Genomic DNA, 24,549 nt, shown 5'->3' with positions numbered 1-24,549 from the left:
CCATCACCCGTCCCAGGAGGAGCACCGCCATGACACAGCAGACGCAGAAGTTCGAGACCCTGACCATCCACGCCGGCCAGTCTCCCGACTCGGACGCCGGCTCCCGCGCCCTGCCGATCCACCAGACCACGAGCTTCGTGTTCCCCTCGGCAGAATCTGCCGCGGACCGCTTCGCACTCGCCGAGGCCGGCCACATCTACTCACGCATCAACAACCCCACCCAGGGCGCGGTCGAGGATCGCATCGCCGCACTCGAGGGTGGCGCGGCCGGGCTGCTGCTCGCCTCCGGGCAGAGCGCGATCACCCTGTCGATCCTGAACCTCGCCGGCACCGGCGACTCCATCGCCGTCTCCCCGAGCCTGTACGGCGGCTCGTTCAACCTCTTCAAGCACACTCTGAAGCGGCTCGGCATCACCGCGCAGTGGGTGGCCGACCCGACCGATCCCGAGTCCTGGCGCGCCGCCGCGGATGACACCACCCGCGCGTTCTTCGTCGAGTCGATCCCCAACCCCAAGCAGGACATCCCGGACCTGCGCGCGATCGCGGACGTCGCCCACGAGGTCGGGGTGCCGCTGATCGTGGACAACACCGTCGCGACCCCCTTCCTGCTGCGTCCGCTCGAGCACGGCGCGGATGTCGTCGTGCACTCGGCGACCAAGTTCCTCGGCGGCCACGGCACCTCGATCGCCGGCGTGATCGTGGACGGCGACAGCTTCGACTTCGCCGCCCACGCGGAGAAGTACCCCCAGTTCAACGAGCCCGACGAGTCCTACAACGGCCTCGTCTTCGCCGGCCTGCCGGCCGCGTTCGCGACCCGTGCCCGCACCAATCTGCTGCGTGACCTGGGCCCGGCCGTATCCCCGTTCAACGCCTTCCTGATCGGGCAGGGTCTGGAGACGCTGCCCCTGCGCATGGAGCGTCACCTCGAGAACACGCACAAGGTCGCCGCCTTCCTTGAAGGTGATGATCGCGTGGGCCCGGTGACCTGGGCGTCCCTGGACTCGTCCCCCTACAAGGCGACCGCCGACAAGTACCTGCCGCGCGGCGCGGGCAGCGTGCTCGGCTTCGTCCTGCCCGGCGGGCTCGAGGCCGGCAAGCGCTTCGTCGACGCCCTCACCCTCCACTCCCACGTCGCGAACATCGGTGACGTGCGCTCGCTGGTGATCCACCCCGCCTCGACCACTCACTCGCAGCTCTCCGAGCAGGAGCAGCGGGCGGCCGGGATCGAGCCCGGTTTCGTGCGCCTGAGCGTGGGCATCGAGCACATCGACGACATCCTCGCCGACATCGAGCAGGGCCTCGCCGCCGCAGCCTGACCCGCGCCCGTGCCGCGTCGTCTGACGCGCGCCCACGTCGTCTGGCGCACGCCCCTCGCCGCGTGAGGCGCCGGTCCTACCTCCATCCCCTCTGAGCTGTCGCTCGCGCACCTCGAAGCGACAGTTCAGAGGGGATGCTTGTCGGGAGCGGGGGAGGGATGGTCGTCAGGAGCGGGGGAGATGCTGCGCGACCGTGAGGGAGGAGCCTGGTGAGGAGGAGCCTGGTCGGGAGCAGCTGGCGTGAGCGGTTCGACCGCCGTGCAGGATGGGTGGATACCCTGGTCGGCATGACCCTCGAGCCTGTTGCACTTCTTTCCTCCCCGCTGGACCAGTGGCCCCCGCGCTGGTCGCCGAGCGGAGTGATCTTCGACTGCGATGGGCTGCTGGTGGACACCGAGAGCCAGTGGGTCGCGCTGCAGGACGACTACCTCGCCCGGCACGGCGCGGCCCTCGACCCGGAGACCCGCCGCGCGATCACCGGCCGCGCCGCCGAGCTGGTCGTGCTCACCATCGCGGACGTCGTGGACAAGGACCCGCTCCTGGTCGGCGAGGAGCTGATCTCCGCGCACCGCGAGCACGTCGGGGACCGGCTCACTCCGCTGCCCGGTGCGCTCGAGGCGCTGCGTGCGATGGCCGCGGTGCGCCCGGTCGCCGTCGCCTCGAACTCCCCGCGCGATCTGCTCGACGCCAAGCTCGACGGTCTCGGGATCGCCGACGTCATCGACACCTCGATCGCGATCGACGACGTCGCAGAGCCCAAGCCTGCTCCGGACATGTATCTCGCCGCGGCCCGTGCGCTCGGCGTCGACCCCGTCGACTGCCTCGGCTTCGAGGATTCCGAGACCGGTGCGGAGGCCGCGCTGGCGGCCGGCCTGCAGCTGATCGCGGTGCCGTCGATCCTCGGCCAGGAGCCGCGCGCGCCGCGCCGACTGGCATCCATGGCCGACCCGGTGCTGAGCGGCTGGATCGCCGGCTGGGAGCTGCGGCGATGAGCGGGGCGGAGGTGCCGGCCCGTTTCGCGGAGGCATTCGGGGACTGGACCCCGCGCGCCGTCGTCTTCGACTGCGACGGACTGCTGCTGGACACCGAATCGGTCTGGCAGCGCACCGAGGACCTGGTCGTCGCGGCACACGACGCCCAGCTCCAGGCCGGCGACGAGGACGTGCTGCACGGCTCCACCATCGAGGCTGCCGCCGAGCTGATCTCACGCCGCTCCGGCCACGACGAGCAGGAGGTCCTCGCGGATCTCCACCGCGAGTTCGAGCGTGAGCTCTCCGCCGGGATCCGCACCGTGGCGGGCGCCGAGGAGATCCTGCGCCTGGCGGGGGAGAAGGTGCCGCTGGGATGCGCCTCGAACTCGTGGCTGGCCGCGTTGGAGGACAAGCTGACCCTCGGCGGGCTGCGCGAGAAGTTCGCGGTGCTCGAGGCCTCGGACACCGTCGAGAACGCCAAGCCCGCTCCGGACATGTACGCCGCCGCGGCCCGTGCCCTCGGCATCGGGCCGTCGGACGTGCTCGCCTTCGAGGACTCGGGGACCGGGGCGCAGGCCGCGCGCGATGCAGGTCTGCGCCTGATCGCGGTCCCGGCTCCCGGCTATGACGCCCCGCCCGCGGATCTGGCGCTGACCTCGCTGACCGACCCCGACCTCGCGGCCTGGATCCGCAGCTGGTGAGCTGAAGGAGCCGTTCCGGCCGTCTCGCAGGGCGTGGGAACGACGTGATCGTCAGCGTGGTCGTCAGCGTGGTCGTCAGCAGGAGCGGGCACGCGGGAGAGCGGCCCGGATGTCCGCGCATGTCACCCGAGTTCGACCTGCGACGCCGATCCGGTGTTCACTGGTCCCCATGAGCACAGCGTCCGATCCTTCTGCGCCCCTGACCGCCCGCGCCCACGGCTCCGCCCTGCGCGGCCGCGGCTGGCTGAACACGGGAGGTGCGGAGCTCGACCTCGAAGCGCTGCGGGGGAAGATCGTCCTGCTGGACTTCTGGACCTTCTGCTGCGTGAACTGCCTGCATGTGCTCGACGAGCTGCGCCCTCTGGAAGAGAAGTGGGAGCAGGAGCTCGTGGTCATCGGGGTGCACTCGCCGAAGTTCGAGTTCGAGAAGGACCCTGAGGCACTGGCCGCCAACATCGAGCGCTACGAGGTCACCCACCCGGTCATCGATGACCCGGAGCTGGAGACCTGGAGCGCCTACGGGGCCCGCGCCTGGCCCACCCTGATGGTGCTGGACACCCATGGCCGCATCGCCGGCAACCTCTCCGGTGAGGGGCATGCCGCGAACCTCGACCAGCTCGTCGAGCAGCTGGTCGCCGAGGGAGAGGCCGACGGCTCGCTGCGTCGCGGCCCGGCCCCCACCGTGCTCACCGAGCGCACCCCCCAGACCCTCCGCTTCCCCTCGAAGCTCTCGGTCCTGCCGGACGGGCGCCTGGTGGTCTCCGATGCCGGCCAGCACCGGCTGGTGGTCTTCCAGAACGACGGCACGACGGTCGACGCGATCATCGGGACCGGGACCCGCGGCCACGCCGACGGTGACGCCGAGATCGCACAGTTCGCCGAGCCCAACGGCGTCCTCGCGCTCCCTGACGAGATCGCCGCCGAGGTCGGCTATGACCTGCTGATCGCCGATACGGTGAATCACCGCCTGCGCGGGGTGAAGGTCGGCCAGGACCGCCTGCTGCGCTCGCGCACCGCGACCGAGGTGACCACCGTCGCCGGCACCGGTGCGCAGTGGATGCAGGGCGAGCCGCTGCCCCGGGGCGAGGGGGATGCACGCACCTATTCACTGTCCACGCCGTGGGACCTGACCTGGTCGCATGTGCTGAACCGGGCGGTCATCGCGATGGCCGGCATCCACCAGCTGTGGACTTTCGACCCGGTCACCGGTGCGCTCATGGTGCTCGCCGGCACCACCCAGGAGGGCCTGGTGGACGGTCCGGCCGTGACCTCCTGGTGGGCCCAGCCCTCCGGGCTCGACGAGCTGCCCGACGGCCGCATCGTGATCGCCGACTCCGAGACCTCCGCCGTGCGCATCCTGGACCCGCGCACGATGCAGGTCAGCACCCTCGTGGGGCACGGGCTGTTCGACTTCGGGCATGTGGACGGCGCCGCGGACGTCGCGCGGTTCCAGCACCCGCTCGGGGTGACGGCACTGCCCGATGGCCGCATCGCGGTCAGCGACACCTACAACGGCGCGATCCGGATCATCGAGGAGCCGTCGGCCGACGGCGACCACGCCACCACGGGCGGCATCACCGCCCTCAGCGGCATGGTCGGGATCGCGGACCTTCCGGGCGCCTCGGGCACAGGCACCGCTGCTGGGGGCACCGCTGCCGGGGGGAACGGGGCCGGGGATGGCGGCGGGACCGCGCACGTGGTCACGGTCGCCACCGACCTCAAGGAGCCGTCGGACGCGATCGTCGGCCCGCCGGTGGACGGCATCGGTCAGCTGATCGTCGTCGAGTCCGGCACCCACCGCATCACCTGGGTGCCTGTGGCGAAGGCTGCCGAACGGATGATCGACCAGGGCGCTCAGCGCTCCGAACGGCCGGTCACCGAGGTGGGACCGGGCCCGCTCACCGTGCGAGTGCTGTTCACCCCGCCGCCGGGCCACAAGCTCGATGACTCCCTGGGCCCCTCGACTCAGGTGACCATCTCGACCACCCCGTCCTCGATGCTCACCGCAGGTGCCGGGGTGGACACCGCCCTCGAGCGCACGCTCGAGCTCGATCCCGCCTACACCGAGGGAGTGCTGCACGTCAGCGCCCGGGCCGCCTCCTGCGATGCAGATCCGGCGGTCGAGTTCCCGGCCTGCCACATGCATCAGCAGGACTGGGGAGTCCCGATCCGAGTCGTCGAAGGCGGACCGGATCATCTCGATCTCTCGCTGCTGGACTGAGTCGGTCCAGGCCCCGGCCGCCGCCCTCCGCTATTCTCGTCCGCCGGAGCCCCGCTCCGGTGCGTTGACCTGCTCGGCCTGCCGAGCCCCGTCGTCGGAAGCTCACCCGTGGATCTGATCACGCAATTCCCCCTGGGCGACGATCTCGCCTGGACCCTCCTGGCGCTCGGCGTGCTCGCCCTCGCCGCCCTCGTCGCGGGGGCCGTCGTCCCCAGCCGGATGCGTCGAGATGAGGACAGCGACCAGGTCGACGACGCACTCGGCCATCGCCTCGGCGCGCAGCTGCTCTCCGCCGGCTCGCTGATGCTGTGGATCGGCCTGCCGGTCGCGGTGCTGCTGTACCTCGCTCCCGGCACGACCGATGACCGGATCCTGCGCTCCGCGCTGCTGCTGGTGGGCGTCGCCCTCGGACCGCTCGCGGCCTGGCGCGGCATCGCCATCCAGCTGGCCGCCCTCGGCATCGCCGCCGAACGACGCGCCGCGATGATCTCCCGGCTGGGGGCGCTCGCCGTCACCGGGGCGCTGGCCGTCGCGATCATCCCGATCGTCATCATCGTGTGGTTCCTGCAGACGACCGCCGGACCGGCGCTGATGGCCCTGGCCGCAGGCGCTGCGATCTCCGCCCTGGCGATCCGGGTCTGCGGGGCACCCATCGAGGCGGCCGCCTCCTCCGCCGGGCTCCTCGTGGGAACCGACGAGCACGAGCTGGACGCGGAAGACCCGCAGAACCTGGGCGGTCCGCACCTGCGCAGCGCCCGCATGTTCCGCCGCGGAGGTGGACTCAGCGCCGATCTGGTCGCCGTGGCCACAGCGGTCGCCGCGGTCGGAGTGCTGCTGGGGATCCCCGTCTTCGCGGCGGAAGGATTCATCGTGGTGCTGCTGGGGCTCGGAGCGGCACTGCTGGCCGCTGCCGTCGCCGCAGTGATGCCCCACGTCGGCAGCACCGGCCATGAGCGCGGAGCGCTCCGTCTGGGCGGGCTGATCCCGGCAGTGCTCGGCGCCGCCGGAGCAGTCGCCGCCGCTGCGCTGTGGATCCCGTCCCTCTACAAGGACCTCCGCTTCGAGGACGTGGGCCTCGAGAACTTCACGGACCCGGCGATCACCGGCGGCACCCCCACCCCGCGCGAGCAGCTCGAGCCGCAGATCGAGGGCGCGCTGACTGACATGGGCCAGTGGCTGACCAGCACCGATGAGTCGCAGTACGCGAGCGCCTTCCTGGACACCCTCACGCTCTACTCGATCACCCCCAACGTGGTGGTCGCGATCGCCCTCGGCCTCGGCGCCCTCACCGCGCTGGGCACGGTGGCGCTGCTGGGCGGCACCGGGCACCGCTTCGGCGGGACCGTGCTGCGCGCCGCCCGCACCGCCCGCACCGGCGGGGCGCTCGGCCTCACCGCCGGGCTCGGCTCGACCGCGCTCACCGCGGCCGGAGTCGTGGCCCTGCTGGTCCTGATCACCACGGTCATCGCCGTGCTCTCCGCCGGGGTGCCCGCCCTCGCGCTCGCGCTGCTGGCGTATTCCGGGATCGGCGCCCTGATCGTGGTGGCGGCCCATGCGGGCTCCCTCCTGGCGTCCACTCTGACCGAGGGCCCGGAGATCGACGCCGGGCTGGCCAACGCCGGTGCCGGTGCCGCGACCGGTCCGCGCGCGGCGCTGCTGCTGGCAGGCGCCCTCACCGCCCTGCCCGTGCTGGGCCCGCTGGGCAGCGCCCTGCAGCTCGCACCCCGCGCCGCGACCGTCTGGGAGGACCGTGCCCTGCACGCCGTCGGTCCCACCTCCCTGACCGTGCTCGGCGGGGTGGGGCTCGGCGTGATCACCGTGCTGCTGGTGACCGCCTCCCTGCTCGACGGCGCCCGCCGCCTCGGTGCGAATGCCGTGGTCGAGACCCGCGCCTCGATGCTCGAGGGCCGTGCCCGCGCCGAGCTGGTCGAGCTCTCGGAGATGGTGCGCCGCGCCGCCGTGCCGTCCGTGGTGCTGGTCGTGCTGATGCCGATCGTGGCCGGGTTCGGTCTGGGACCGGGGGCTCTGCCCGGACTGGTGATCGGGGTGGTGCTCACGGCGACAGGCCTGGGCCTGTGGCTGCTCGGCTCCGCCTCGACCCTCGAGAACGCCGCGGCCGTGATCGGCTCGGGCCGCTATGGCGGTCGCGGCTCCTGGGGCCACTCCGGCGCCCTGGGCGGCACGGTGCTGACCGGCATCCTGCGCGCCGCCGTCGGCTCCGTCGCGCTCCCGCTGCTGCTGACCACCTCGCTGCTGGCGGCGCTGTCCGTCAGCGCCGTGGTGGGCATGACCACCGACGGCACCAGCGCCTTCCTGCGCTGGGGCATCGCCGTGCTCGCCCTCGTCATCGTGCTGGTCTGCTGGGTGGTGGCCGCGACGGCCCCCGAGGTGGATCTCGAAGATGGTGAGGGAGAGATCTCCCGGCCGCTGTTCGCCCGGGCCGAGGAGACTGCGGACGGGGGTCTGGATGCGATGGACTGGGGGGCCGACGATGAGAACGTCGAGCAGGTCCCGGTGCCTGCTCAGAAGCCGACCCGCGCCCAGCGCAAGAAGCGCCGCGCCGAGGCGAGGGCCGCAGAGGAGTCCGACGAGGAGGACGAGGACTGAACGTCCCCGCAGGGCCCAGACGGCCCCGCCGGGTCCAGACCGCGTAGTCGGGCTCAGACGGCCCCGCCGGCCTCAGACAGCGAAGCGCCCCGTTTGATCCGCAGCTGCGGTTCGAACGGGGCGTTTCGGTTGTCTGCGTCGCGGCGTCGGCGTCGGCGCCGGTGTCAGGCCTCGACGCCCAGGCCTCGCAGGACGAAGCCTTCGAGCGCCTCACGGGAGTAGCGCTTGGCGGAGGAGCCCACCAGTAGACCGTTGATGATGCGCACGGTCGCGTCCACATCGAGATCAGCTGCGAAGTCACCACCGGCCACGCCGTCGGTGACGATCGTGCGCAGCACGTCCTCGATCAGCACCACGTGGTCGCGCATGCGCGCGGCCGTCTCCGGGGTGAGGCTCGCGCCGCCGGAGGTCTGCGGGACATGGAAGGAGATGTTGAGGTCCAGCTGGGTGTGCACGTAGGCGATCGCGGCATCGCGGGGGGTGGCGGAATCGCTCACCCCGGCACGCAGCTGGGCGATGTAGTCCGTCGTCTCATGGATCGCGTACTCGACCAGGAGGGTCTCGCGGTCGGGGAAGTGGTTGTACATCGCCGTGCGCCCCACGCCGGCCGCGGACGCAATGCGGGAGAAGGTGACCGACTCGAACGACTGCGTCTCGAGCAGCTCGGCGAGCGCGGCGAAGATCTTCTCCCGCGTGCGCTCGCGATGCTCCTCGAGGGATCCTCCGATGATCTTGGGCATGCCGCATTCTTACACTTCCGCGAAGATCGACATAACCCGGGCGGCGATGCGCCGACGTGCGGGTTTCCGCGCTGTCCGTGCTCTCCGTGCGGGAGGCTCCTGCTCACCGGGCTCGGGCAAGGCCTGACCCCAGGAGGAGGTGGCGACGGCGCTGACTTGAAGGTACGGCGCTGACCTGGAGGCATAGTGACGCACGCGAGTAGGGTGTGCGCACCCAGACCCCCACGAAGGAGTGACGATGGCCCTGCATGAGTTCGAGTTCGAGTCCACATCCGGTCAGGATCGGATCCAAGCCTGGATCTACTCCCCGCCGCAGCCGCGGGCGATCGTGCAGATCGTGCACGGCCTGGGCGAGCACTCGCGTCGCTATCTGCGTCTGATCTCCGCGTTCCTGGACGCGGGCTTCGTGGTCGCCGCTGATGACCATATGGGGCATGGTCGCACCGCCGCTCTGAGCGGGCACTGGCAGGATTCGGGCACGGCCGATCCCGACGGCGTCATCGCCGACGAATGGGCCCTGACTCAGAAGGTCCGGGAGCTCCACCCCGACCTCCCGCTAGTGCTGTTCGGGCACTCCTGGGGCTCAATCATCGCGCGCGGCTATGCCGCGCAGCACGGCGAGGAGCTCGCGGGCCTCCTCCTCGGAGGGATCGCCGCCGCGCAGCCGTCCTTCGAGGCCGTGGCGCTCGCAGAGATCGATGCGGCGATCGCACGGGACGGAGGCGACGCCCCCGCGGGCGCCTTCCTCCCCACCCTGTTCGAGGGCTTCCTCGATCGCTACGACGACGTCCAGGGACCCACGGACTGGGTAGCCGCGGACCGCGGCGTCGTGGCCGACCACGCCAGCGACCCGCTGAACAACTTCCAGGCGGTGATGACCCTGCGGTTCCTGCGGAACTTCGTGGGCCTGTACCGCGAGGTGACCCCCGATGCCTGGTACTCCAGCGTCCCCACGGACCTGCCGGTGGCGGTGCTCGCGGGGGAGGATGACCCCGTCGGCGGCTTCGGGGCGGGTCCGGAGGAGGTCGGCCGGAAGCTGCGCGAGGCGGGCGTGGAGGACGTGATGGTGCGGGTATGGCCGGGATACCGCCACGAGATCCACAACGAGCCGCCGATCCGCGACGAGGTGCGGGACCAGCTGATCAGCTGGATCCAGGAGCATCTGCCGGCCCGCTGAGCTCCGCCTGGCCCCGGGATCTCCCGGCATGACGAAGGGCCCGGCACCATGTCTCACGGTGCCGGGCCCTTCGGATGTCCTGCGACATCATCGAGAGCGGGTGACGGGAATCGAACCCGCGCTATCAGCTTGGGAAGCTGAAGTTCTACCATTGAACTACACCCGCGAAACGCCGTCCGACCTGGCCTGCCATCCCGGAGGACCACGGCTGCTCGAGCGAACGCGAATCAGCATACCCTCTCCCGGCAGTGCTCCGCCAACCGGCGCCGCGCGTCCTGTCCGGGCGGAGCGCGGGCGCTTCCTCCGCACCGGCGGCAGGCCCCCGCCGGTGATGCGCTGCCAGTGGAGCCCCGCCAGCGATGCCCCACCGGCGATGCCCCACCGGTGGAGCCCCGCCATGGGCGGTGATGCTGGGATGCTGTGCCTTCCTCGACGCGGGGAGACTAGTCTGGGCGCCGTGCTGCTCAGCGATCGTGAAATTCGGGCCCAGATCGAGGCCGGTCGGGTACGCCTGGACCCCTTCGATGACGAGATGATCCAACCCGCCTCCGTGGATGTGCGGATAGACCGCTTCTTCCGCCTCTTCGACAACCACAAGCACGCGATGATCGATCCTGCACTCGAGCAGGCCGATCTCACGCGTGAGGTGGCGGTCGACCCCGAGGAGGCGTACATGCTCCATCCGGGGGAGTTCGTGCTCGCCTCGACCTATGAGCAGATCACGCTGCCGGATGACGTCGCCGCGCGCCTCGAGGGGAAGAGCTCCCTGGGACGGCTCGGCCTGCTCACCCATTCCACGGCGGGCTTCATCGACCCCGGCTTCCAGGGCCACATCACTCTCGAGCTGTCGAACATGGCGACCCTGCCGGTGGCGCTCTGGCCCGGGATGAAGATCGGGCAGCTGTGCTTCTTCCAGCTCTCGAGCGCCTCGGAGCGCCCCTATGGCAGCGCCGGGAATCTCAACCGCTACCTGGGCCAGCGCGGCCCGACGCCGTCGCGCTCCGCGCAGAACTTCCATCGCACCCTGATCCCTGTCGAGGAGGAGCAGTGACCGCTTCGGTCCCCCCGTCGAGCACTGAGCAGAGCCGCACCCGGCATCGTCTGCAGCTGCCCCGCGACACCGACCCCGGTGACGTCCTCACCATGATCCGTAACGTGCTCCCCGACGCCGGCGAGGACCAGGACGGCGCGATCGAGCTCGAGGCGCAGGTGCGCCTGGTGCCGGACCGCTCGCCGCGCGGTGCGGGACGCTGGGATCTGGAGACCCCGCGGGAGCGGGAGGTGCCGCTGCCCGAGGGTATGGGTGACTCCCATGGCTACGACCGGGCCTTCCCCGAGGGGATGCCCTTCGGCGCCGAGCGGCGGGCGCTGGACCTCGCCTGGTCGCTGGGCCGTCGTCTCTACGGCGCGGTGGTCACCGACGGCGGTGTGCGGCTCGAGCCGCATCCCTTCCAGATCCGTGATCTGAGCGTGGTGAGCGCTCACGCGCTGGCCCCGGAGTCCCTGGTCGAGCTGCTCGCCCCGCTCGAGTCGGAGATCTCGCTCGACGAGGTTCCCGAACATATCGCCCGCTCTGGGTACAGCGCTTCGATCTCGCTGCCGGGAGGGGAAGAGATCTCGGTGCGGGTGGGGCTCAGCTCTCGCCCTGCGGCGCTGTCCGCGCTGGAATGGCTCGACGACGCCGTGGAGTACCAGGTGGTGCATGTCACCGCAGACCCGGAAGAGGATGCGGTCGAGGTCCCCTCGGCCGAGGTCGCCGAGCGGTGGGAGCACGCCTACCGGCGGATCGGACTGATCGCCGGGCTGCTCATCGAGAGCGTCGGTGGCTACGTCGTGGACCTCGAGGGGTTCCTGGTCGACCCTGCTGATCTCGGCTGACGGCGGGAGGGCGGGCCTGCGCCGCTGACCCTCCAGCCCTACGGCGGGAGGGCCGGCCTGCGCCATTGACGCCTCCAGTCCTCAGTCAGCCGCCGGAGCCCGCCCGGCGGCACCGAGCCGGATCGGCACGAAGGCGATCAGCCCCACGGCCATCACCAGCACGATCCCCAAGATCCCGGTGCGGGTCTCGCCCGAGATCGCGACCGTCGCGGCGAAGGCGGCGGTGCCCAGGAAGCCCAGCGCACGGCCGGTGGTCGCGTAGAGGCCGAAGTTCTCCGTCTCCCGACCGGGCTGCGAGAGCCGGGTGAGCAGGTTCCTCGACGCGGACTGCACGGGGCCGACGAACAGGCAGATCGCCAGGCCGGCGATCCAGAACACGAGGCTCGAGCTGAAGAACAGCACCACCAGGCCCAGCACGATGACCCCGAGGGACCCGGCGATGATCACAGGACGGGGCCCCACGCGGTCATCGACGCGACCTCCGAGGAACACCCCGACGCCGGCCACCAGGTTCGCGGCGATGCCGAAGATGATGATCTCCGTGAAGGAGAAGCCGTACGCGTTCGCTGCCAGCACTCCGGCGATCGAGAACACCGCTCCCAGGCCGTCGCGATAGATGGCCGAGGCGACCAGGTACTGCAGCATGATCGGCTCTTCGCGGAAGGCCCGGATCACGCGGCGCACGATGTGCGCGTAGCCCTGCCAGGGGTTCCACTTCTCGCCGGGGGCGGAGGCGGGGTGCTTCGGGGCCCGCAGCATCAGCGGCATCGTGCCCACCAGGATCCACAGCGCGACGAACAGCGGGATCGCCCGGTAGTTCCAGCCGTTCTCGCCGGTGATCCCGAGCAGCCCGGTCCCGGGCATGACGAACAGCACCAGCACCACGGCCAGGCACACGATCGAGCCCCAGTAGCCCACCGCCCAGGCCGTGCCCGAGATGCGGCCCCGGTTGGCGGGGGTGGAGATCTCCGGCAGCACGGAGTTCACGAACACCCCGGCGAGCTCGCTGAACACCACGGCCAGCGCGATCAGGGCCGCGCCGAGCATCAGGTAGTCGGAGTCCAGCGCGACCAGGGGCATCAGGGCGATCACCACGACGGTGGCGAGGGTGGTGACGCGCAGCAGGGTGTTGCGGGCACCGCCCCGGTCGGCGAGGTTCCCCAGCAGGGGAGCGAGCAGCGCGACCGCCACCGCACCGATGGACTGCCAGGTGGTCAGCACCTGTGAGCCGTGAGCCTGCGCGGCCGTGATCGCCGCATCGCCCACGGCACCCTCGGCGGCCACGGCGCTGGCGACATAGGTCGCGAACACGAACGTGAGGATCACCGAGCTGAAGGCCGACATCCCTCCGTCCCACAGCGCGAAGGGGACGACGGGCGGGCGCGCGGGGCGGGAAGCGGACACGTGCGCCTCCGGGTCCGAGATGGTGGCCATGTGCTCACTCTACGGAGCAGCCGGGGTGTCGGTGCCGCAGTCCGTGAGATGTGTGGTCGGATGCCCCTGATTCAGGAATGGGGGCGCGGCCTCCCGTAAGATGTCGTCGGCCCCTTCCCCCTGCTCCGGTTGGAGACTCGCGTGTTCCTGATGCTGCTCGCCCACCTGGTGGCGGCGCTCGTGGGACCCCTCCTGGTGCGATGGATCGGTCGGAACGCCTTCTATCCGCTGGCCGTGGTGCCGGGGGCCTCAGCCCTCTGGCTCGCCACGATCGACCCCCGGGCCCTCGCGGAGCTCCCGCGCGAGGAATCGATCCCCTGGATCCCCGCCTTCGGCATCGACCTGGCCTTCCGGCTGGATCCGCTGAGCTGGGTGCTGGCGCTGATCGCCACCGGCATCGGCGCGATCGTGCTGCTGTACTGCGCGCGCTACTTCCAGGACACCGAACCCGGGCTGGGGCGCTTCGCCGGGGTGCTGACCGCGTTCGCAGGGGCGATGGTGGGCCTGGTGCTCGCGGATGACGTGATGGTGATCTACACCTTCTGGGAGCTCACCACCGTCTTCTCCTACCTCCTGATCGGGCACTACCAGGACAAGCAGGCCTCGCGGCGTGCTGCACTGAATGCCCTGATCTCGACCACCGCCGGTGGGCTCGCGATGCTGGTGGGCCTGCTGATGGTCGCCTCGCAGGCCGGGTCGATGCGGCTCTCGGTGATCGTCGGTGATCCGATGTGGGAGCAGGCCGGCCCGTATCTCGTCACCGCGATGGTGCTGATCCTGGCGGGCGCCACCAGCAAGTCGGCGCTGCTGCCCACCCATTTCTGGCTCCCTGGCGCGATGGCCGCCCCCACCCCGGTCTCGGCCTACCTCCATGCTGCGGCGATGGTGAAGGCCGGGGTCTACCTGATCCTGCGCATGGCCCCGGCACTGACCCACCTCGAAGTGATCACGATGATCCTGGCCGCCGTGGGTGCGGCGACCATGCTGGTCGGCGGCTGGCGGGCGCTGCGGCAGACGGACATCAAGCTGCTGCTCGCCTACGGCACCGTCTCGCAGCTGGGATTCCTGGCCGCGGTGACCGGCCTGGCCACGCACGATGCCGTGCTCGCAGGCCTCGCGATGCTGATCGCGCACGCGGTGTTCAAGGCACCCCTGTTCATGGTCGTCGGCATCATCGACAAGAAGTTCGGCACCCGTGACCTGCGCGTGCTGTCCGGAGTGGGCAGGGTCGCGCCGGTCGTCGCGGTGATCGGCACCCTCTCCGCCGCCTCGATGGCCGCGGTGCCGCCGCTGTACGGATTCGTGGCCAAGGAATCGATCTACTCCGCGCTCTGGTACGCGGGCGGCTGGCAGCGCCTGCTGCTGCTCGCCCTGATCGCCGGATCGATCCTCACCGTCGCCTACTCCTGGCGATTCGTCTGGGGCGCTTTCGGGCCCGCCCCGGGAGCTCCCCGGGTCCAGAAGCCGCAGATCCCGGTGCTCTACTGGCTGCCGCCCGCGCTGGTGGCCGTGTTCTCCGTGGCGCTCGCCGTCGCCACCGGCCCGCTCGAGGAGGTGCTGCGCGCCTCCTCCTCGGTGCTGCCGGAGACCGGCCCGGGAGTGCACCTGGTGGTGATCCCGCATCTGGGAGTCCCGCTGCTGGCCTCCGTGCTCACCCTCGGCCTCGGCATCGGACTCGCCCTGCTCGCCAAGCCCTTCGCGAAGCTCCAGAAGCGGGTCTCCCCGCAGCGCTGGGCCGACGGCGGCCTGCTGGAGGCCTTCGATGCCGAGCGCGGCTTCCGCCGGATCCTGCGCGGCACCGATGCGCTGTCGATCGCGGCCACCGCGCTGTTCCAGCGAGGGTCCCTGCCCTACACTCTGGGCACGATGCTGGTGGTGCTGATCGCCCTGGTGGGGCCGGTCGCGGTGTCCCAGGCCCCGCTGCCGGACAACCTGGTGCTCTTCCAGCATCCTCTCGAGCTGATCCTGCTGCCGGTGGCGGCGCTGGCGGCCTTCGGCGCCGCCCGTTCCCGTCGGCGACTGCGAGCCGTCTTCCTGATCACCGTGACGGGCTACAGCGTCGCCCTGCTCTTCCTGGTCGCCGGCGCACCGGACGTCGCCACCACCCAGGTGCTGGTCGAGACCGCGATGACCGTGGTGCTGGTGCTGGTGCTGCGTCGCCTGCCGATCCACTTCTCCCGCCGACCCCTGCGGATCGGTGCCTGGGGACGCTGGGGGATCGCGATCGCGACCGCGGTGGTGCTGTGCGGCGGCACCCTGTATGCCGCCGATGCCCGCTACCGCGAGGCGCTCGGCCCGGGCCTGATCGAGCCGGCGTACACCATCGGCGGCGGCCACAACGTGGTCAACGTGACCCTGGTCGATGCCCGCGTCTGGGACACGATGGGCGAGATCTCCGTGCTGCTGGTGGTGGCGACCGGGGTGGCCTCGCTGATCTTCGTCACCCGTCGCGAACGCCCCATCTCCCGGGTGCGCGACCTGGAGTCCAAGACCTCCATCTGGCCGCGACGGATGGATTCCGAGCTGCCCCAGAATGCCCTGGACTTCGACGCCCGCCCGGATGACGTCTCCGAGGGCAACCGCTGGCGGACCTGGCTCTCCGCGGGACTGACCCTGGCCCCCGAGAGGCGCATGGTCATGCTCGAGGTCATCACACGCCTCGCCTTCCCGATGATGATGATGTTCTCGGTGTACCTGCTGATGGCAGGGCACAACCTGCCCGGCGGCGGCTTCGCGGGCGGGCTGGTGGCAGGTCTCGCCCTGGCACTGCGCTATATCGCGGGCGGCCGCTACGAGCTGAGCGAGGCCGCGCCGGTGCAGGCGGGTCTCGTGCTCGGCGCCGGGATGGCGATCGCGGTCCTGGCGGGCGTGCTCCCGGTGCTCTTCGGAGGCACCGTCTTCGCCAGCGCGACCCCGGTGGTGCAGGTGCCGCTGCTGGGGGAGCTGCATTTCCCCAGCGCACTGATCTTCGACGTCGGCGTCTACCTGGTGGTCGTCGGCGTGATGCTCGACTTCCTGCGGTCGCTCGGATCGCAGATCGACCAGCAGCAGGAGGCGGAGATCGATGCCCGTTAGTCTCTCGCTGCTCCTGATCGCCGGGGTGCTCATCACCTGCGGCGTCTACCTCATGCTCGAGCGCACCCTCTCGCGGATCATCCTGGGCTTCGTGCTGCTGGGCAACGGCGTGAACGTGCTGTTCATCATCGCCGCCGGGAAGCCCGGGCTGCCACCCTTCGAGGGCACCGGCGATCCTGCGGAGATGACCGATCCGCTCCCCTTCGCGATGGTGCTCACCGCGATCGTGATCTCGCTGGGCATCACCGCCTTCGGCATGGCCCTGGCCTACCGGGCCTGGCAGCTCTTCGGCCACGACGAGGTCCCCGACGACGTCGAGGACCGACGGGTGCTGCGTCGGCGGAGGCGCCGCCCCGAGGAGACCGACCACCTGCCCTGGTCCCAGGCGCTCTCGGAGGAGTCCCGCCGCGGTGCCCTGGCACAGTCCCAGGGACTGCTCGCCGCAGAGGACGACGATCCGCTGGGCTCGGACCTCACCAGTGCCGAGGACGTCCCGCAGGACGCCACCGAGGCCGACGAGGGAGGTGCGCCGCCGCCCCCACGGCCCGGCCGTCGCCGTGCCGACAAGGGAGGGAAGCGGCCCGAGGACCCGCCGCGCGCAGGGCACTCCGCTGCAGACCAGGCGTCCCAGGACATGGGCAGCGTGCCCGGCGCGGGCCCCGCCACCGATACCGACCGAGAGCACACAGATGGGCGGGGTGAGGGATGAGCATCGAACTGCTCCTCGCGCTGCCGGTGATGCTTCCGCTGGCCGGTGCCGCGTTCACGCTGCTGCTGCGCCACTACACCCGGATCCAGCTCTGGGTCGCGATCCTCACCCTGGCCGCGATCTTCACCGTCTCCATGGTGCTGGGCTACTACGTCTCGCAGGAGGGCGTGCTGGTCCTGCAGATCGGCAACTGGACCCCGCAGCTGGGGATCGTGCTGGTCGCGGACCGTCTTACCGCGCTGATGCTGCTGGTCTCCAGCTTCGTCACCCTCGCGGTGCTGGTGTACTCGAGCGCGCAGACAGTCAGCGAGAACACCGAGCGGACCCCGGTGGCGATCTACCATCCCACCTACCTCGCCCTGGTGGCCGGGGTGTCGATGGCCTTCCTCGCCGGCGACCTGTTCAACCTCTACGTCGGCTTCGAGGTGCTGCTCGCGGCGAGCTACGTGCTGCTCACCCTCGGCGGCTCCGCCAGCCGTGTGCGCGCAGCCACCACCTATGTGATCGTCTCGCTGCTGAGCTCGGTGATCTTCCTGGCCGCGATCGCCGCCGTGTACTCCGCGACCGGCACCGTGAACCTGGCAGAGCTCGCGGTCCGGCTGGATGGCCTGGACCCCGGCATCCGGATGGTCCTGGAGCTGATGCTGCTGGTGGCCTTCGGGATCAAGGCCGCGATCTTCCCGCTCAGCGCCTGGCTGCCGGACTCCTACCCGACCGCCCCCGCCCCGGTCACCGCCGTATTCGCGGGCCTGCTGACGAAGGTCGGCATCTACGCGATCCTGCGCCTGGAGACCCTGCTCTTCCCGGCCTCGCAGATCCAGAACCTGCTGCTGGCCGCGGCGGCGCTGAGCCTGTTGATCGGCATCTTCGGCGCCGTCGCGCAGACGGACCTCAAGCGAGTGCTGTCCTTCACGCTGGTCTCCCATATGGGTTACATGCTGTTCGGCATCGGGATGAGCACGCAGCTGGGCATGGGCGCAACCATCTTCTACGTCGCCCACCACATCACCGTGCAGTCCACGCTGTTCCTCGCGGCGGGCCTGATCGAGCACCGCGGCGGGACCACCAACCTGATCAAGCTCGGCGGGCTGCAGAAGCTGGCCCCCGTGATCGCGGTGCTCTTCTTCATCCCCGCCATGAACCTCGCCGGCATCCCGCCCTTCTCCGGCTTCATCGGCAAGGTGGGGCTGATCGAGGCGGGCATCCAGTACGACCGCACCGCGGGCTGGATCCTCATCGTCATCAGCGTCCTGACCAGCCTGCTCACGCTGTATGCGATCGCCAAGATCTGGAACCGCGCCTTCTGGCAGGAGCCCAGCGCCGAGATCATCGCCCGTGACGTCCCGCTGCCCAAGGTGATGGGCGGGGCGACCGCCGCGATGATCGCCTTCTCGCTCGTGCTCACGGTGCTCGCCGGCCCGATCATGACCTACGCCGACAATGCGGCGAGCTCCATCCTCGAGCGCACCCCGTATGTGGGCGCCGTGCTCGGCGACGAGGCCGCCGGCGAGCTGCAGTACCGGATCGATGACGCCGGGCACCGCCTCGACGGCAACGGGCAGGAGGTGGACGAATGATCTCCCGACGTTTCAGGGACCTTCGGCATTCATGGATCTGGGCGCTGGTCTCGGTGGCGCTGTGGTGCCTGCTGTGGGGTGGTGTGGACCTCAAGAACGTGCTGGGCGGCATCGCGGTCGCCGTCCTCGTCTTCGTGCTGTTCCCGATGCCGCCGACGGGCCACGAGCTGACCCTGCGCCCGGTGCGCTTCCTCCTCTTCGCGGCCCGCTTCCTGGCCGATGTGGTGGTCTCCGCCATCCAGGTCGGCTACTACTCGCTGCGCCCGGGCCCGCAGCCGCCGAGCTCGGTGATCGCTGTGCGGATGGCGTCGCGCTCGGACTTCTTCCTGACCTTCACGGGCGTGCTGTGCACCCTGATCCCCGGCTCTGTCGTGGTCGAGGCGCAGCGCGCCACCGGGATGCTGTTCCTGCACACCTTCAACACCGGGACTCCCGAGGAGGTCGAGAAGGCGCGGGCACAGGTCCGTGCCCAGGAGGAGCGGCTGCTGTGGGCCGTCGGCCGCCGCGAGGTCCTCGAGGAGGCGGGTCTGCGATGAGCACCTTCGAGATCCTGCTGGTCATCTATGCCGCCATCCTCGCGGCCGCTGCGCTGGGCGTGGTGTACCGGATGGTGGTGGGCCCGACGATCCTGGATCGTGCGATCTCCAGCGACTCCCTGGTCACGCTGGTGGTGATGGGCATGGCCCTCTACGCCGCGCACGCCCAGGCGGCCTGGGCGGGGCCGGCACTGCTGGGACTCACCGGCCTGGCCTTCATCGGCACCGTCACCTTCGCCCGCTTCGTGGCCCGCGAGGACCCGATGCAGGGCCGCCGGACCCGCCACTCCCGCGAGCCGCGCACGGACACCGGCCCCCATGAGGCGATCCACCCCGACCCCTCCAGCTCGGAGGCCTGGGACCAGGCGCCGGGGGGCGCATCGGACAGCACACCGGGCAGCACGCCGGGCAACACCTTCGTCGACGCCGAGTCCCAGGACCCGCTGACCGCCGAGGACCCGCTGGAGGATCCGCTCCAGCCGGGGGAGGCTCTCGAGGAGACAGGCCGGCCGGGGGAGGGGCGCGACGCCCCGCAGCAGCCGGAGCCGTTCGAGGACGGGGACGAGCACGGGTTCGGTGCCCAGCCGGGCTGGCGCGGCTTCGAGGACGAGCGCCGCGGCGTCCGTGATCCCGGAACGACGGAGGAGCCCCGATGACGACGATCGAGATCATCGCCGCTGTGCTGATCGCCGGCGGCGTGCTGCTGGGCGTGGTCTCCGCGATCGGGCTCAACCGCTTCGACGGCGTGCTGATGCGCATCCATGCAGCCTCCAAGCCCCAGGTGCTGGGGCTGATCCTGGTGTTCAGCGGGGCGGCGCTGTTCTCGGGCTCCTGGTCCCTGGCAGCCTTCCTGCTGGTGGTGCTGCTCGCCCAGATGCTGACCGTGCCGGTCTCGAGCGTCATGGTGGGCCGTGCCGCCTTCCGCCGCGGCTTCGTGCGCGGCGGCGACTACGCGATCGACGAGCTCAGCCCCCGGCTGGCAGATACCGATGATGATGACGATGACGAGGACGGCTTCATCGACGAAGAGGGGGACGATCACCGGGGGATGGCCGACGGCGACGTGGATCGCTTCCCCGAGAACGTGCTCACCGAGACCGTCGAACCGCTCACGGATCCCAACTGGGTGGACCCGGAGGAACGCGCGGACGACGTCGAGGACGAGGACATCATCGATATCGACCTCGACGACGAGACCGAGCTCGAGGCCGAGGAGGTCGCCGAGCGCGACCACCGGTGACGGGCCGACACCCCGGCTCGTCGGCCCGCCGCGACCACCGGTGACGGGCCGACACCCCGGCTCGTCGGCCCGCCGCGCCTTTCGCTCCGCCGGGCCGGCCCGCCCGCCCCGCCGCGCCCTTCGCTCCGCCGGGCCGCCCGGCTCGCACCGGCTGCCGGGCCCGCCCCGGCTCAACTCAGTTCAGTTCAGTTCAGAACAGCCCGACCGACTCCCCGGCGTCGGTGACACCCATGCGCAGCGCGGCAGGTTCCTTGGGCAGCCCCGGCATCGTCATGATCGCGCCGGTCAGCGCGACCACGAAGCCGGCCCCGATCTTCGGCACCAGATCCCGCACATGCAGCACATGCCCGGTGGGGGCGCCGAGCGCCTTGGGATCATCGGAGAAGGAGTACTGGGTCTTCGCGACGCAGACGGGCAGGGTGTCCCAGCCGTTGCGCTTCAGCATCCGCAGCTGTGCCGGTGCGCGGTCCTCGAAGACCACGTCGTCGGCCCCGTAGATCTCGCGAGCCAGGGTCCGCAGTGATGCCTCGATCCCCTCGGCCGGGTCGTAGAGGTGGCGGAAGTCCGGGGCGTCCTCCTCGATCGCGGCGAGCACCTGCTCGGCGACCGCCAGGCCGCCGTCGCCGCCCTTCGCCCAGACCTCCGAGAGCGCGGCGCGGAAGCCCTGCTCCTTCGCCCATCCGAGCACTGCCTCGAGCTCAGCCTCGGTGTCGGTGGGGAAGCGGTTCAGCGCGATGACCGGCTCGATGCCGAACTTGCGCATGTTCTGCACGTGACGGGCGAGGTTCACGGTGCCGGCCAGGGCGGCGTCGATGTCCTCGGTCGCCAGCCCGTCCTTGGCGACCCCGCCGTGCATCTTCAGCGCGCGCACGGTCGCGACCACCACCCCGGCGTCGGGGGAGAGACCGCCGAGGCGGGCCTTGATGTCCAGGAACTTCTCCGCACCGAGGTCCGAGCCGAAGCCGGCCTCGGTGACGGTGATGTCCGCCAGGGACAGCGCCAGCTGGGTCGCGGCCAGCGAGTTGCAGCCGTGGGCGATGTTCGCGAAGGGGCCGCCGTGCACGAGCGCCGGGGTCCCGCCGAGGGTCTGGACGAGGTTCGGCAGCAGAGCGTCCTTGAGCAGCATCGTGACCGCGCCGCCCACGCCCAGGTCGGCGACGCTCACGGGCTTCCGGTCGTAGGTGAAGCCCAGCACGATGCGATCGATGCGGGCCTCGAGGTCCTTCAGGTCGGTGGACAGGCACAGCACGGCCATGATCTCGGAGGCGACCACGATGTCGAAGCCGTCCTCGCGGGGAACGCCCTGGGTCGGGCCGCCCAGACCGATCGTGATCTTCCGCAGAGCCCGGTCGTTGACGTCCACCACGCGCTTCCACTGGATCCGGCGGGGATCGATGTTCAGGGCGTTGCCCTGGTGAATGTGGTTGTCGACCAGGGCGGCGAGGGTGTTGTTGGCGATCTGGATCGCGTGGAAGTCCCCGGTGAAGTGGAGGTTGATGTCCTCCATCGGGACCACCTGGGCGTGACCGCCACCGGTGGCGCCGCCCTTGATCCCCATGATCGGGCCGAGCGCCGGTTCGCGCAGCGCGACCATGGTCCGGTGCCCCAGCAGCGTGAAGGCATCGGCCAGACCCACCGTGGTGGTGGACTTGCCCTCACCGGCCGGAGTGGGGGACATGGCCGAGACCAGGATCAGTCTCCCGGTCGTCCCCGTCGGCGTCATCTTCCGCACATCGACCTTGGCCTTGTAGGAGCCGTAGGGCACCAGGGCCTCGGCGGGCACCCCGGCCCTCTCGGCGATCTCGGTGATGGGCTGCAGGGTCGCCGCCTGGGCGATCGCAAGGTCCGGGTTCTCGGCTGACATCGTCGTCCTCCATTGGGTGTCGAGCGCCCGGGCACGGGGCCGGGCTGATCCGAGGACCAGCCTACGGCGGTGGGAGAAGGAAGACGCGGGAACTGCAGACCTGGTGCTGGGGCGGACCAGGCACCGGCTCGGCATCGGCGGCACCGACCGCTCACGCCTGGCGGGCGCGCGCTCCATCGGCGGCGCGGTCACCGGCGTGATCCTGTCGATGGTGCTCTCCCCGCAGTTCGAGAACACGGCCGTCGACGGCATCCGCCTGAAATTCACGATCGCCACCCTGGTCCTGGCCGCCCTCGCGCTCGTCTTCTACTGGGTCTGCTTCCGCAACACCAAGGAGGTCGTCACGGCCGGCACGGGCACCGTCAACCTGCGCACCACCATGTCGATGGTGCGGCGGAACAAGCCGCTGATCGTGCTGTGCGTGGGAGCGCTGTTCCTGCTCGGCGGCTCGTTCACCATGAACGCGGTGATGATGTACTACGCCCGCGACGTGGTCGGCGGCGCCGGATAATTCGCGCTCCTGTTCCTGCTGCAGACGGTCGGCACGATCGCGATCGCCTCGGTGATCCCGCGGATCTCGGAACGCTTCGGCAAGCGCACCAGCTACGTGGGCCTGGCGATGTTCGCCGTGCTGGGCCTGAGCATCGTGGGCCTCACCCCGACCGGGAACCTGCCGATGACGCTGCTGGCCTTCCTCATCTACGGCATCGGCTTCGGCGGCACCAATGCGCTGATGTTCTCGATGCAGGCCGACACCGTCGACTACGGCGAATGGAGGACCGGCACCCGCGCCGAGGGCGGCAGCTACTCGATCCTCTCCTTCGTCCGCAAGACGGGCCAGGGCATCGGCGGCTTCCTGGGCGGCGCGATCATCGCCGCCTTCGGCTACGTCTCCGGCGCTCCGGACCAGCCCGACCAGGCGGTGCAGGGCATCAAGTTCGCCGCCGGCTGGGCACCTGCCGTGCTGTGCCTGATCGCGGTGCTGGTGATGCTCCTGTACCCGCTCACCGCGAAGGAGCACACCGGGATCGTCAAGGAGCTCCACCAGCGGCGAGCACGCAGCGCCCTGGGGGAGACCGCGCCCGGCGCGGGAGTGGTGCTCGCCTCGCGCGGCGACCAGCTCATCGCCCGCCGCCCGGTGGTCACCGTCAACGAGGACTACGGCGCCGGCGCCTCCTACGTGGCTCCGCGCGTCGCCGAGAAGCTCGGGGTGCCGTACGCGGGCCTCGCATTCAGCTCCGAGGATCTCGAACGGGCGTCCTCCTCCCACCCGAAGGTGCTGGCCGACGACACCACCGGCAGGTCCCTGCGATGGCTGCACTCCTTCTCCTGGCCGGGGATGGACGTCAACGTCGCCACCGCCTCCGGAGACGCGCAGGTGGGCACCAATCTGGTCTCCAAGAACATCGACGAGGTGATGGGCCTGGTCAAAGGCTTCGGCGGCGTGGTGCTCGGACGGGATGCGACCGCGATCCTCGACAACATGCGCGGCGCGGTCCACATCCGGATGATCGGAGATGTCCAGGACCGCGTGGACCGGGCCGCCGCGGACTACGGGATCACCCGCGAGGTCGCCGAGCAGCGGCAGGTGCGCGAGGACCGTATGCGGCCGCGGATGTCGCGCCGGCTCATGCACTGGGAGCCGACCGACGAGGGTCGCTATCACCTGATCATTGACTCCAGCCAGATGTCGCTCGACGAAGCCGTGGAGGAGATCGTCGCAGCCGTCGAGGCTGAGCGGGGGATGGTCGATATGGACCTGGAGGAGCCGACGGACGACTGAGCCGGTCCTGATCCGTCCCGCCCAGCTCCGGGCACGTCGCCCGGTCGCCGCGTTCAGGGTTGGGCGAGCCGCTCCCTGAGCACCTCCGCGCCTGCTCCCTCCAGTTCGTCGAGCGCAGCGGTACGTCCCGCCATCGCCATGACGAGGTCGAGCATTGTGCCGCGCACCTCGGGGCCGTCGCCGACGGCCAGGTCATCGTCGGTCGCCTCGAGGCGCAGTCCTCGCACCAGCGTGCGGCTGTTGACGGCGAAGTCCTTGCTCGCGAAGAACTCGGCCACGACCCGTACCGCCTCGCGCGCGGGGACCAGCGGCAGGCCGAGCGGTCGCGCGATGTCCTGCCCGTGCACCACGACCTCTCCGAGCATGCCTGCCCGCTCCCCGAACGGTGCGGCCGACGACATCGCCGAGTCACGGAAGGCAGCCAGCCCGCGGGCCGGATCCGCAGCGCGATGCCGGTGCAGCAGGCGCTGGTTGTGCCGGTCTGTGTCGAACCGTGCGGCGGCCATGTTCATGAGCCAGGGGAGGGTCGGGGTGCGCGCTGCGGCGGTGAGATGTGTCAGCACATCCCGTACCGTCCACCCGGCGCAGAGCGAAGGACGCTCCCAGTCCACGTCGGGCACGTCCCGCAGCGCATCGGCGAGAGCGAGGCGCTCGGCGTGGAGGAGAGGGAGGACGTCGCGGGGGTTCACCAGGCCGACGGTAGGGCGGTGGAGGACCCGG

Annotated in this window: 19 protein-coding genes, 1 tRNA gene and 1 pseudogene; 16 read left to right on the top strand and 5 right to left on the bottom strand. The window is 70.6% G+C overall.

The features are described from left to right. Positions 1-29 precede the first annotated feature (29 nt). From ACT3UF_RS02445 to ACT3UF_RS02425, 5 genes are all read left to right on the top strand, one after another. Positions 30-1,316, top strand: a complete 1,287-nt coding sequence (locus ACT3UF_RS02445) for an O-acetylhomoserine aminocarboxypropyltransferase/cysteine synthase family protein (RefSeq protein ID WP_441443142.1) — start codon at positions 30-32, stop codon at positions 1,314-1,316. 287 nt (positions 1,317-1,603) lie between these two features. Continuing rightward, on the top strand, positions 1,604-2,308 hold the full coding sequence (locus tag ACT3UF_RS02440; protein WP_441443141.1) for an HAD family hydrolase: 705 nt from the start codon (positions 1,604-1,606) through the stop codon (positions 2,306-2,308). Then, positions 2,305-2,988, top strand: a complete 684-nt coding sequence (locus ACT3UF_RS02435) for an HAD family hydrolase (protein WP_441443140.1) — start codon at positions 2,305-2,307, stop codon at positions 2,986-2,988. Before ACT3UF_RS02440 ends, ACT3UF_RS02435 begins: the two co-directional genes overlap by 4 nt. A gap of 169 nt (positions 2,989-3,157) precedes the next feature. Continuing rightward, on the top strand, positions 3,158-5,209 hold the full coding sequence (locus ACT3UF_RS02430) for a thioredoxin-like domain-containing protein (protein WP_441443139.1): 2,052 nt from the start codon (positions 3,158-3,160) through the stop codon (positions 5,207-5,209). 108 nt (positions 5,210-5,317) lie between these two features. Next, positions 5,318-7,816, top strand: coding sequence for a pyrophosphatase (locus ACT3UF_RS02425; protein WP_444599155.1), 2,499 nt, complete (start codon positions 5,318-5,320; stop codon positions 7,814-7,816). 164 nt (positions 7,817-7,980) lie between these two features. Here ACT3UF_RS02425 and ACT3UF_RS02420 read toward each other — a convergent pair whose 3' ends face one another. Further along, positions 7,981-8,556, bottom strand: a complete 576-nt coding sequence (locus ACT3UF_RS02420) for a TetR/AcrR family transcriptional regulator (RefSeq protein ID WP_441443137.1) — start codon at positions 8,554-8,556, stop codon at positions 7,981-7,983. A 238-nt stretch (positions 8,557-8,794) separates the two neighbouring features. Between ACT3UF_RS02420 and ACT3UF_RS02415 the strand changes: the two genes are divergently transcribed. Then, positions 8,795-9,733 (top strand): alpha/beta fold hydrolase, encoded by a 939-nt coding sequence (locus ACT3UF_RS02415; RefSeq protein WP_441443136.1) that lies wholly within the window; start codon positions 8,795-8,797, stop codon positions 9,731-9,733. 95 nt (positions 9,734-9,828) lie between these two features. Here the strand turns inward: ACT3UF_RS02415 and ACT3UF_RS02410 are convergent. After that, positions 9,829-9,899 (bottom strand) — tRNA-Gly (locus ACT3UF_RS02410). Between the two features lie 291 nt (positions 9,900-10,190). Between ACT3UF_RS02410 and dcd the strand changes: the two genes are divergently transcribed. Together dcd and ACT3UF_RS02400 are read left to right on the top strand one after the other, a co-directional pair. After that, positions 10,191-10,784 carry a dCTP deaminase gene (gene dcd, locus ACT3UF_RS02405; protein WP_444502177.1) on the top strand — a complete coding sequence of 198 codons (594 nt, stop codon included), beginning with the start codon at positions 10,191-10,193 and terminating at the stop codon, positions 10,782-10,784. Continuing rightward, positions 10,781-11,611: a hypothetical protein gene (locus ACT3UF_RS02400; RefSeq protein ID WP_441443125.1), complete on the top strand. Its 831-nt coding sequence runs from the start codon at positions 10,781-10,783 to the stop codon at positions 11,609-11,611. The genes dcd and ACT3UF_RS02400 overlap by 4 nt, the downstream gene beginning before the upstream one ends. 81 nt (positions 11,612-11,692) lie before the next feature. Here ACT3UF_RS02400 and ACT3UF_RS02395 read toward each other — a convergent pair whose 3' ends face one another. Beyond that, entirely contained in the window at positions 11,693-13,045 is a 1,353-nt protein-coding gene (locus ACT3UF_RS02395; protein ID WP_441443124.1) for an MFS transporter, read from the bottom strand. 150 nt (positions 13,046-13,195) lie between these two features. Between ACT3UF_RS02395 and ACT3UF_RS02390 the strand changes: the two genes are divergently transcribed. The 6 genes from ACT3UF_RS02390 to ACT3UF_RS02365 are packed head-to-tail and all read left to right on the top strand — an operon-like array spanning position 13,196 to position 20,182. Further along, positions 13,196-16,120, top strand: coding sequence for a Na+/H+ antiporter subunit A (locus ACT3UF_RS02390; RefSeq protein WP_441443202.1), 2,925 nt, complete (start codon positions 13,196-13,198; stop codon positions 16,118-16,120). Beyond that, on the top strand, positions 16,110-16,829 hold the full coding sequence (locus tag ACT3UF_RS02385; RefSeq protein WP_441443123.1) for a Na(+)/H(+) antiporter subunit C: 720 nt from the start codon (positions 16,110-16,112) through the stop codon (positions 16,827-16,829). The genes ACT3UF_RS02390 and ACT3UF_RS02385 overlap by 11 nt, the downstream gene beginning before the upstream one ends. Continuing rightward, positions 16,826-18,406 carry a Na+/H+ antiporter subunit D gene (locus ACT3UF_RS02380; RefSeq protein WP_441443122.1) on the top strand — a complete coding sequence of 527 codons (1,581 nt, stop codon included), beginning with the start codon at positions 16,826-16,828 and terminating at the stop codon, positions 18,404-18,406. Before ACT3UF_RS02385 ends, ACT3UF_RS02380 begins: the two co-directional genes overlap by 4 nt. Then, positions 18,403-18,942, top strand: coding sequence for a Na+/H+ antiporter subunit E (locus ACT3UF_RS02375; RefSeq protein ID WP_441443121.1), 540 nt, complete (start codon positions 18,403-18,405; stop codon positions 18,940-18,942). The genes ACT3UF_RS02380 and ACT3UF_RS02375 overlap by 4 nt, the downstream gene beginning before the upstream one ends. After that, complete coding sequence (locus tag ACT3UF_RS02370; RefSeq protein ID WP_441443120.1) at positions 18,939-19,598, top strand: monovalent cation/H+ antiporter complex subunit F; 660 nt, start codon at positions 18,939-18,941, stop codon at positions 19,596-19,598. Before ACT3UF_RS02375 ends, ACT3UF_RS02370 begins: the two co-directional genes overlap by 4 nt. Then, a complete protein-coding gene (locus ACT3UF_RS02365) occupies positions 19,595-20,182 on the top strand; it encodes a cation:proton antiporter (RefSeq protein WP_441443119.1) in 588 nt (195 codons plus the stop codon). Before ACT3UF_RS02370 ends, ACT3UF_RS02365 begins: the two co-directional genes overlap by 4 nt. Before the next feature lie 190 nt (positions 20,183-20,372). Here the strand turns inward: ACT3UF_RS02365 and ACT3UF_RS02360 are convergent, their stop codons facing one another. Next, complete coding sequence (locus tag ACT3UF_RS02360) at positions 20,373-22,046, bottom strand: formate--tetrahydrofolate ligase (RefSeq protein WP_441443118.1); 1,674 nt, start codon at positions 22,044-22,046, stop codon at positions 20,373-20,375. Here ACT3UF_RS02360 and ACT3UF_RS02355 point away from each other — a divergent pair. Together ACT3UF_RS02355 and ACT3UF_RS02350 are read left to right on the top strand one after the other, a co-directional pair. Continuing rightward, positions 21,991-23,043 (top strand): annotated as a pseudogene (locus tag ACT3UF_RS02355) (MFS transporter); the annotation flags it as partial. The gene ACT3UF_RS02360 and the pseudogene ACT3UF_RS02355 overlap by 56 nt on opposite strands. After that, on the top strand, positions 23,035-23,829 hold the full coding sequence (locus tag ACT3UF_RS02350) for a cytidylate kinase-like family protein (RefSeq protein WP_444608403.1): 795 nt from the start codon (positions 23,035-23,037) through the stop codon (positions 23,827-23,829). The pseudogene ACT3UF_RS02355 and the gene ACT3UF_RS02350, both read left to right, overlap by 9 nt. A 53-nt stretch (positions 23,830-23,882) precedes the next feature. Here ACT3UF_RS02350 and ACT3UF_RS02345 read toward each other — a convergent pair whose 3' ends face one another. Next, entirely contained in the window at positions 23,883-24,518 is a 636-nt protein-coding gene (locus ACT3UF_RS02345; protein ID WP_441443117.1) for a maleylpyruvate isomerase family mycothiol-dependent enzyme, read from the bottom strand. Positions 24,519-24,549: the final 31 nt, after the last annotated feature.

The sequence above is a fragment of the Brachybacterium sp. AOP24-D1-21 genome, assembly GCF_052378665.1.
Lineage (GTDB): Bacteria > Actinomycetota > Actinomycetes > Actinomycetales > Dermabacteraceae > Brachybacterium.
This window is presented reverse-complemented; position numbering and strand designations above follow the sequence as displayed.